Genomic DNA, 9,297 nt, shown 5'->3' on the forward strand with positions numbered 1-9,297 from the left:
GTTTTTCTGCAGACGCGGGATTTCTTGCCATGAAAAAGGCCCCTTTCGGGGCCTGGTGAGATGGGTTTGAAAGCCGTTTTGGGGTGAATCGATCTCAGTCGTCGTCTTGACCGGCAATCAGGCTGGAGACAGGTCGCCGCTGTACTTTGGCCAGGGCTTGCACATGCGCAAGCATGGCGGCGTAGGCCGCTGGGCCTCGGCTGGCCAGCCATTCCTGCCGCATCTGCTCGGGGCCGGAAACCTTGAGCAGTGCGGTCGGGGTATAGCGGTGAGCGGGGGGCGGTGCGCTCTGGGCCACCTGGCCGACACCCGGCACCACGACTTCAGGCAGTGCGCGAAAAGGGGCGTCGGCTGGGCAGACGCCGGGGTTGCGCTGCATCGGCACTTGAGGCGGCAGCACGGGGTAGGGCGCGGCATCGGGCGTGCTGCGCCAGATGCCGGAAAGCACATGGGCGTTGGCGTCCCATTGCGACATCGGCGGAATGTCGGCCACGGTTTCGATGGTGCGCAGCAGATCGACCTGCGAGAGATGCTGCGTGACCCGCACGCCAGGCTTGACCCACGGCCCGGCGGCGACGGCGAAGGTGCGGTGGGCGTCGATGTGATCGGCGCCCGACTGCGCGTCGTCCTCGGTCAGCAGCACCAGGGTGTGCTTCCAGCCTGGCAGTTTGGACAGGCTGTGGATGACCTGCGCGGTGGCTTCATCGTTGTTGGCCACATAGCTGTCCGGGCTGGGCAGGCAGGGGTGGCGGCCGGCGGTGTGGTCGTCGGGCAGCCAGATATAGAGCACGCGTGGCTGGGGGTGATGGCGCAGCCAGTTGTCCACGACTTTGGCGCGGTCGGTGTCGAGGATGAGGCGATCCCAGGCCGGGTAGTCCATGGCCAGATGGGCGCGCAGTGCAGGCGAGATGTCGCCGATTTTGTTGCGCGAGGCAAACTCCCCAAAGTCTTCGAAACTCACCTTGTGCGCGAGCAGATCGTTGAACAGGAACAGCCGGGCCGGGTAGGTGATCCAGGGGTTGCTCCAATGCCCGAGCGCGGAGAGATTTTTATAGATCGCATAAGGGTTGCGCGCATCGCTGGCGCCGGGTGCGAGCGACTGCGTCCAACCCGAATTGGCGATGTAGCCGCGGTCGGAGTAGTACAACGGCCAGGTGCGCTGAAGGAAGTCGGAGTCTGATCCGGCGGTCGTCCATTGATGACCTTGCGAGGTCACTTCGCCATCGGCGTAGAAATTGACGAACAGCGCACCCAGGTCGGCCATGCGGTAGAGGTTGGGCAGTTCGCGCGGGCCGTAGAGGTTGAGCGCGGGGTCGGCCCAATGACTCGCCGCAGCGTATTTGCCGAAGTCTTCATCAAAGGTCTTGTTCTCGCGCAGGATGAAAACGACATGCTGGATGTGGCCGTGCAACCAGGCTGCCGCTTTGGCGTTGTCGGACGCCAGTTGCCGACGCTGCTCAGCGCTGAAGCCGTTGTTCGACAAGGCAGCTTGCGTCCAGGCCGGGGCGTGTATGGGCAGCTCGCGCAGGTCGATGCGTTGCAGCACGCCCTGCATGAAATTGCCCACCCATTGATGGTGGATATTCGGCCCGCCACCCATGCCCTTGGCGCTGGCAACGTACAGGGCGTTGCCCTGTACCGTCACCGCTGTGGGATACCAAGCCGTCGGAATGAGGGCGATGCGTTTGCCACTGGCGAGGTCGTACACCGCGACATCGTTGTTGCCGGCGTTGGCCACGAACAACTTGCCTTGCGACACCGCCAGCGCGTCCGGGTAAGAGCCGGGCGGCGCGCCGGGGTAGGGGCTGTCGTCGATCACCCGCACGACTTTGAAGGTCTGTGTGTTCACCGCGACGAGGCGGTCGAGGTTGGCGTCGGCCACCCAAACCAACGGTGAGTCGGGTTGCGCCGCCAGCGCGGTGGGATGGGCGCCGGCCGCGCCGCTGCGCGGGCCGAGCACCGGGCCTGTGGGCACTGCGCCCAGCACCTTCCAGGCCGCGCGGTCGATGATGGTGACGCCATTGCCACCCCAGTTGCTCACCACCAGCCGTTTGCCGCCATCGGCCAGAGTGACGGCGAAGGGGTAGCTGCCCACATTGAGATAGTGGGTTACCCCAGTCTGCAGGTCGATGCGCGCCAGACTGTTGGCCAGCATCCCGGTCACATAGGCGTGCCGCCCGTGCGGGCCGATGACCACGCTGTCGGGGTAGAAGTGACGGGTCTGCTGCCAGTCGCCGGCATATTGATAGGGGTATTGATCCCGCGGGAAGGGCTGCCACTGCAAGCGATAACGGTGAAGCAGGTGCAGCGGGCCGTTGCCAGACGAGCCGAGGGCCAGAAGGTCGTCGCTATTGCCGCCCGTGGCGTAGAGCGTGCCGTCAGGCCCCGCGGCCAGCCCCTGAAACAGGCTTTGGCCCTTGATGATTTGCTCGCCGTCATCGGCTTTGCCGCCATTCTGATCGCCCTGTGCGACCGTCGCTCCGGGTGCTGCATGCTTTTTGTCCTTGGCAAAAAGGGCACCCACACGGCCTTCTGGCTGCAGGGTCTCGGCAGCGAAACGCAGCACGTTTTGTTGTTTGCTCGCCCCTCCCGTGAGCACGGCCACATGGCCCTCGCTGAGGGCGATCTGGGAGGGGAAGTTCGGGGTTTCAACGATTTGTCCTGCCGGGGTGAGCAGGCGGCCGCTGGGCAGGAGCGCGCTTGGCGCTTGAGCCGCGAGGACGCTCTGGGACAGGCTAAGGGCGCCGAACACAAGGAGGGATGGGTAAGGGGGATAAGGGCGATAAGGGCGAGTCATCGTGGAGACCTCTGGTCATTGAATTTGGCGTCGAACAAGTCGCTGTTGAACATAGGCAGGAACAGCGTCACGGGCATGTCAAGATCAAAAAAAGAGGTGACCATTTGTGTCAGACAAGAGGCATCGCTTGCGCGAAATTGCGGTGTTGGAAAAACGGTATAAACTGTTTATTCGATTTTCATTGAAGGAGGTCACCATGCCTGTTGCCAAATCCAACCCGTCCGCCAAAGTCACTAAATCCGCCGTCGTGCCCGCACGAGCGCCCGCTTCCGCGCCACGCAAAACCGCCAAGCCCGCTACGCCGCAAAAGACCGCAGCGAAGCGGGCGACCCCTCATGCGGTAGCCAAGGGCGCTGCCAAGGGCGCTGCCAAGGGGGCGACTAAACCCACCGTCAAGGCGCCCGCACGCAAGGCGGCAGTCGCCAAGGCAGAGAAATCAACGTCCGCGCCTGCCGCCTTGAGCAAGCCGCCCAAGATCAAACTGGTGCGCGACAGTTTCACCATTCCTCGCGCTGAGTACGAGATGCTCGATGCGATCAAGGATCGTCTGGTCAAGCTGACGCGTCCTGCGAAAAAAAGCGAAGTGCTGCGCGCCGGCATTGCCGTGCTGGCCGCGCTCAACGATGCCGCCTTGCTGGCCGCGCTGGAAGCCGTGCCCGCCATCAAGACCGGCAGGCCGAAAAAGGCGAAGTGAGCGTTGCATGACGAGGTGGCGCGGATCTGGCTTCTCAGCCCGCGGTGCGTTTGTATTTCAAGAACCGCAGCCACTGCCGCACAAATAAAGGCTGGACGGCAGCAAACAGCACCAGCGGCACGGCTCTCAGCAGGTCTGCTTGCAGGCCGTAGAAAAGCCCCAGGCCCAGACTCACCCCGCCCAGGAGCATCCACACGAAGACGCGCAATTTGAGGCCGCCGACCGACAGGCGCATGGCGATGCAGGTTTCAAAGTCGCTTTGCGTCAGGCGTTCGGCAATGCCTGGACAGTCTTTCAGCAGACGATCGCTGCGCCACTTCAGAACGGCCACGCCGATGATCACCAAAGTCAGCAGAACCAGCGCGAAGACCTTGCCTACGCGCTGCGGCAATGGGGTGTGAAACGCGCTCGGAACTAAGAAGAGGAGCAAGCCCAGCAGCAAGACGCGAAAACCTGATCGCAATGCGCGCCGCAACTCGGTTTCCTGTGCGGCGTCGTGCAGTAGCACCCCCGGTCCGCGCCACGCCCGTGAGTAATACACCCGCCGACCGTCGGGCAGGGAGCGGAACAGACATTCAAAACGGCTGGGCAAAAGCATGGCGGCTTCATTTCGACGGTCAGCGTGACCCGGCGCAGACGCGCTCAGACTGCCTGCCAGAACGCCGCAGCGATCAGCGCGGCTACTAGCACCCAGCCGCTGGCTGCAGGCTGCCATTGCGCGGCGCCCCAGGCCAGCGCCACGGCCACGGCCACCGAGGCCACATTGCGGGCGTCGCCGAAGATGAGTTGCAAGACTTTTTTCATGCGCGGGCTCCTTGGGGGGTGAGTTGCGGCACGCGCAGCTTGAATGCAGACAGGCGGCCCGCGACGACATAAACGGCGAACAGCAAGAGCAGCGTGGCATCGCCCAGCGGCCACACTTTGGCTTCGTCGAGCAGGCCGCCAAGGCTCCAGAAAGTGCCGAAGGCGAGCAGGGCGCAGGCCACGGTGAACTTGAGGGTGTTCTCAGGCACTTTGGTCAGCGGTGCGCGCAGCACCAGGCCCACCACGATGACGGCGAGCAAGGCAGCCACCGCGCTGCCCGCCGCCTGTCCGTAGCTGATGGAGCGGCCCAGCGCCACCACCAGCAGCCACACCTCCAGTCCTTCGAGCAGCACGCCCTTGAAGGCCACGGCCCAGGCGACGCGGGCTTCGGCGTGGTCGATTTTGTGGCGGGTTTCGGCAAATTCCTTGGCTTCGTCGTGCAGCTTGGTGCGCCCGGCGTAGCGGCGGATGGCCTTGACGTACCAGCGCAGACCGAACAGCAGCAGAAACAGGCCGATGGCGGCGCGGATGAGGTCGATGTCGGCCTGCACCACATTCAGCGCCGTGCCGGTGACGGCGATGAGCGCGGCCACCACCGCCAATGCGGCGGCGGCTGCTCCGGCGGCGCGGGCCCAGCCGATGGTCAGCGCCACGGCAAGCACGATGGTGAAGGCTTCCACCCACTCGACGGCGGAGGCCAGGAAAATGGCGGTCATACCGCCCCATTGGGTTGCGTTCATCAGGTGAGTTCCTCTGTCGTTGTTTTGCGTGTGGGATTCATGGTGGGGTAGAACAGGGTTTGCTCGGCGGCGATGCGCAAGGAGACGGTACTGCCCGCAGCAGGCGCAAGGTCATCGGGCACAGGCAGGCGCAGGGTCACGCCGTGCAGGTCGATGCGCAATTCGGTGTGCTCGCCCACGGTGAGGTGACTAAGCACCCGGGCCTGCACCGGCCAGAGCAGAGCGTCCTGGTTGACGCGGGCATGGGGGAGGTGCAGCGCCGTGGTGCGCAAATACAGGCAGAGCGGCCCATCGGCCAGCGCCTTGCATTGCGGCGGGGCACACACCTCACCCCAAGGCGCATGCAGGCGCCCAGCACGCAGCTGCGCCGGCCACGGCCCATGCGCTCCGGTGAAACGGGCGACGAACTCGGTTGACGGCTGGCGCAGCAGGGCGCGCGGGCTGCTGAGCTGCAGCAGGCGGCCTTGCGCCATCACGCCGACGCGGTCGGCCAAGGCCAGAGCCTCACGATGGTCGTGGGTGATGTAGAGCGCGCTGATGCCGTGCTCGCGCACCACGCTGCCGATGAGATCGCGCAGTTCTTCGCGCAGCCCGGCGTCGAGGTTGGACAGCGGCTCGTCGCACAACAGCAGCCGAGGCCGCACCGCGAGCGCGCGGGCCAGCGCCACGCGCTGCTGCTGCCCGCCGGAGAGCGCATGCGGATGGCGCTCGGCCAGATCGGCCAGGCCCACATCGGCCAGCATGGCGCGGGCTTGTTCGCGCGACTTGTCGCGGCCCAGGCGGTGCAGCGGCAGGGCGACGTTGTCGAGCGCGCTCAAGTGCGGCCACAGCGCATAGTCCTGGAACACCATGCCGAGCTGGCGCTGCTCTGGCGGCAGAAAGGGGCCGCCTGCGGCATCGATCACGGTGGCGCCCAGGCGCATGCTGCCGCCATCGAGCCGCTCCAGTCCGGCCACCAGGCGCAGCAGCGTGGTTTTGCCCGAGCCGGAGGGGCCGAGCAGACAAAGGATCTCGCCTTCCTGCAGTTGCAGGCTGAGGTCGTGCAGCGCGGTGGTGCCGCCGAAGCGCTTGCGCGCCGAATCGATGTGGAGCAGGGTCATGGTTCAGTGGGCGCCGAGTTGGCGCCAGGCCACGGGGGTGAAACGCTGATAGACCCAGCGCGCCAGCAAGGCGAAGGCCAGCAGCACGGCCATGCCGAGCACCTGCAGCCGCGCCTGCTGATGCAACTGGAAACCTCCGGCGTATTGCAGCAGCGCCACGGCCAGCGGCGGATGCCCGGCGGGATAGAGCAACTCAGAGGCCGGCAGCTCGAAGGCAATCGACAGCACCGCCAGCAGCCAGCCATAGAACAGCGCGCCGGACAGCAGCGGTAAATGAATATGGCGCAGGGTTTGCCAGCGCGACAGTCCATGCACCCGCGCCGCGTCGGCCAGGGAGCGGTGCAGTTGCGCCACCGGCCCCATGAGCACACGACTGGTGGCGGGCACGGCCAGCGCCACATAGGCCATGCCCAGCAGCAGACTGCCGCCATACAGCGGCGCGTAAGGCTGGTTGTAGGCCTGCAGATAGGCGGCGGCCAGCACGATGAGCGGCAACGCCATCATCGCCAGCAAGGCCACGTCGAGCAGGCGGCCCACGCGACCGGGGCGGGCAATCAGCCAGGCAATCGGCAGGGCGATGCCCACCGTCAGGCTGGCGGCCACCAGCGCCAGTTGCAGCGAATAGCCGATGGCGGCAAGCAGCGGCGGCAGTGACGCGGCAATCTGCATCCAGCCCGCCTTGGGCCAGGCCACGCCCAGTGCGGCGAAGCTGGGCAGCGCCAGGGCGAACAGGCCCAGCGCGATCAGCAAAACGCCGTGCAGCAACTGATGGCTGGCCCGCAGCCGCACCCGCGCGGCGGGGCGGTGCTTGGCGCCCAGGGTCTGGTGCTGGCTGGCGCGTTGCCCCACGCGGTGCTGCAGGATGAGCGCGGGAATCACCAGCCCGAGCAGCAGCCAGGACGTGGCCGCGGCCAGCGGAAAGTTCAGCGGCATGCCGTTGACCGCCTGATAGATGGCATACGTGCCCATGGTGAAGCCGCTGCTCGCGCCCAGTGTGGCCACCACCGCGAAGTTGCGCAGCGATTCGGCGTAGGCGATGGCAAACCCGGCAGCCAGCGCGGGCAGCAGGGCGTTGAGCCCGAGCCGCAGCCGCCACATCCTGGACAGGCCGTGCACGCGCGCCGCCTCCTGCTGCGCGGCGCTGGTGTGGCGCAGGCTGCCTTGCGCCACCAGAAACACATAGGGCACGACCTTGAGCGCCAGGGTGATGACGATGCCCACCGGCCCGAGCAGCAATTGCGCTGCGTGCAGCGCCGCAGGCCATGCGGCCAGCGGGCCAATCGGTGCGGCCAGAAGCATCCAACCCGAGGCGAGGAAGAAATCGGGGAAGATCAGCAGCAGCCACACCCCGGCTTCAATCCAGCCGCGCCCGTGCAGATCGGTACGTTCGCGCAGCCAGGCCAGCCACAGACCGAACGGCAGCGCCAGAGTGCCCACGGTGAGCGCCACCCACAGCGAGTTGAACAGGGCGTGGAGTTCATAGCCCTGCACGGCGTGCCGCAGCGGAGCAAGCGTCGGTCGCAGGTCACCCTGCAGCAGATGTGGCACCCAGGCTGAGAGCAGAAAGCCCAGCAGCGGATAGGCCCAGAGTGCGATGAATACGGCGGCGGCGAGCAGCAGACCGAGGCGCGATACCCAATGTCGCAGACCAGCCGCCCTGCGGCCAGCCGCTGTTGAGGCGTCGGCGCCGGGCAGCCAGTTCATGGCTTGAAGCAGGGCGATCATGGTGCGTCGCTGTTCAATCTCAGCGGGCGATGTGCGCAGTGAACCAGTCGATCACCTGCGGCTCTTTCGGCCCCCAGACCGCAGGGTCGATCACCAGCGGCTGCACCGTGCCCAGTTGCTTGAGGCTGGGCAGCGGGTCGACGCCCTCGACCAGGGGCAGGTAGTTGGAATCTGCATTGGCATCGCCCTGCTGCATCGCGGCCTGTCCCGCTGGCGACAGCACCCATTGCACGAAGCGCTGCGCCTGTTGCTGCATGGGGCCGGACACGTCCCTGCCGATGGCCAGATCGGACGGCAGCACCGTGGCCGGAGCTGGCGTGGCGATGCGCAGACCGGGCATTTCGTGCAGGAAGCCGATGGCCGCCGAACTCTGCACCACGGCGGCGTCGATCTGGCCGTATTGCAGCGCGCGCAGGGTCACGCTATTGGTGGGGAAGACCTTGAGGCCGTTGGCCTTGAGGCGTGCGAAAAACGCCTTTCCAGGCGCATCGCCCAGGTGTTGCAGCAGACCAGCGACCAGTGGATAAGTCGGCCCGGAGATGGCCGGGTTGTCCATGCCCACCTTGCCGCGCAGCGCGGGCTTGGCCAGATCGTTCCAGGTCTTGGGCCAGTCGGCCGCAGCGATGGCCTTGGGGTTGTAGAGGATGACGCCGGCATAGGTCACGCCCACCGGCTGCCAGCAATGGCTGGGCGGCACGAGTTGCTGGCCCAGCGCGGTGTAGCGCACCCCGGGCGTCCAGCCGCACTGCAGCAGGCCCTGCGCGGCAAAGGTCTGCATGGCCTGGTTGCCGTCGAGCCAGAGCACGTCCCACTGCGGGTTGCGGCTCTCGGCCTGCACCCGCGCCAGCAGCGGACCGGTGCTCAGGTGAATGAGGTTGACCGGAATGCCGGTGGCCTGGGTGAAGGCCTGCGCCACATGCTGGTCATAGCCCATGGCGCCATAAACGGTCAGGGTGGCGGCGTGTGCCGTGCCAAGGGCGGCGGCGCAAAGCGCGGTGCTGCCCAGCAGGCGCGCCAGCTTGTTGACGAAAGAACGGAAGGAGACTGGCATCAGGAATCGCTCAGGTGAAACCGCACCCAGATGGTGAAGGCCATGTTCTTGCCTTGCAGTTCCTTGGGTGTTGCGGGGTAGGGGGCGTTGCGCACGGCTTCCAGCGCGGCATGGTCAAGCAGGTCGGCGCCGCTGGAGGTGACGACGCGCAGATGGCTGACGGCGCCGTCGCGGAAGTCGAAGCCCACCAGCGTCTTGCCGGTGAGCTGCATCATGCGGGCGGCCTGCGGATAGCGCACCGCGGCCTGGATGGCGCTGCGCAACTCGGCCTCGAAAGTGGCCTTGATCGAGGCCACATCCGGCGCTGGGGGAGCAGGGGGCTGCGGCGGTGCGGGCGGCGTGGGCGCGGCCACCGGCATGGCGGGCCGGGTGTCGGGCGCGGGTGC

The 9,297-nt window shown here is 66.4% G+C and carries 9 protein-coding genes; 1 reads left to right on the forward strand and 8 read right to left on the reverse strand.

Features of this window, described 5'->3' with window-relative positions; translation table 11 throughout:
• Positions 1–94 precede the first annotated feature (94 nt).
• The gene (locus tag B3H47_RS06690) at positions 95–2,797 is read right to left on the reverse strand and encodes a bifunctional YncE family protein/alkaline phosphatase family protein (RefSeq protein WP_286986559.1); all 2,703 of its coding nucleotides are present in this window, start codon (positions 2,795–2,797) and stop codon (positions 95–97) included.
• Between the two features lie 196 nt (positions 2,798–2,993).
• Here B3H47_RS06690 and B3H47_RS06695 point away from each other — a divergent pair, with 196 nt between their 5' ends.
• Positions 2,994–3,491: a hypothetical protein gene (locus B3H47_RS06695; protein WP_286986561.1), complete on the forward strand. Its 498-nt coding sequence runs from the start codon at positions 2,994–2,996 to the stop codon at positions 3,489–3,491.
• Between the two features lie 34 nt (positions 3,492–3,525).
• Here B3H47_RS06695 and B3H47_RS06700 read toward each other — a convergent pair whose 3' ends face one another.
• From B3H47_RS06700 to B3H47_RS06730, 7 genes are all read right to left on the reverse strand, one after another.
• The gene (locus tag B3H47_RS06700) at positions 3,526–3,933 is read right to left on the reverse strand and encodes a hypothetical protein (RefSeq protein ID WP_286986562.1); all 408 of its coding nucleotides are present in this window, start codon (positions 3,931–3,933) and stop codon (positions 3,526–3,528) included.
• A gap of 200 nt (positions 3,934–4,133) precedes the next feature.
• Positions 4,134–4,295: a hypothetical protein gene (locus tag B3H47_RS06705; protein WP_013105268.1), complete on the reverse strand. Its 162-nt coding sequence runs from the start codon at positions 4,293–4,295 to the stop codon at positions 4,134–4,136.
• On the reverse strand, positions 4,292–5,035 hold the full coding sequence (locus tag B3H47_RS06710; RefSeq protein WP_013122679.1) for a COG4280 domain-containing protein: 744 nt from the start codon (positions 5,033–5,035) through the stop codon (positions 4,292–4,294). Before B3H47_RS06710 ends, B3H47_RS06705 begins: the two co-directional genes overlap by 4 nt.
• Positions 5,035–6,135, reverse strand: a complete 1,101-nt coding sequence (locus tag B3H47_RS06715; protein ID WP_286986563.1) for an ABC transporter ATP-binding protein — start codon at positions 6,133–6,135, stop codon at positions 5,035–5,037. The genes B3H47_RS06710 and B3H47_RS06715 overlap by 1 nt, the downstream gene beginning before the upstream one ends.
• A gap of 3 nt (positions 6,136–6,138) precedes the next feature.
• Positions 6,139–7,860, reverse strand: a complete 1,722-nt coding sequence (locus tag B3H47_RS06720) for an ABC transporter permease (protein WP_286986564.1) — start codon at positions 7,858–7,860, stop codon at positions 6,139–6,141.
• A gap of 19 nt (positions 7,861–7,879) precedes the next feature.
• Positions 7,880–8,911, reverse strand: coding sequence for an ABC transporter substrate-binding protein (locus B3H47_RS06725; RefSeq protein WP_286986565.1), 1,032 nt, complete (start codon positions 8,909–8,911; stop codon positions 7,880–7,882).
• The coding region (locus B3H47_RS06730) for an energy transducer TonB (RefSeq protein ID WP_286986566.1) at positions 8,911–9,297 on the reverse strand (387 nt) is incomplete at its 5' end. The genes B3H47_RS06725 and B3H47_RS06730, both read right to left, overlap by 1 nt.

Source organism: Thiomonas sp. UBA7699 (assembly GCF_002482605.1).
In the GTDB taxonomy this organism is placed as follows: domain Bacteria; phylum Pseudomonadota; class Gammaproteobacteria; order Burkholderiales; family Burkholderiaceae_C; genus Thiomonas; species Thiomonas arsenitoxydans.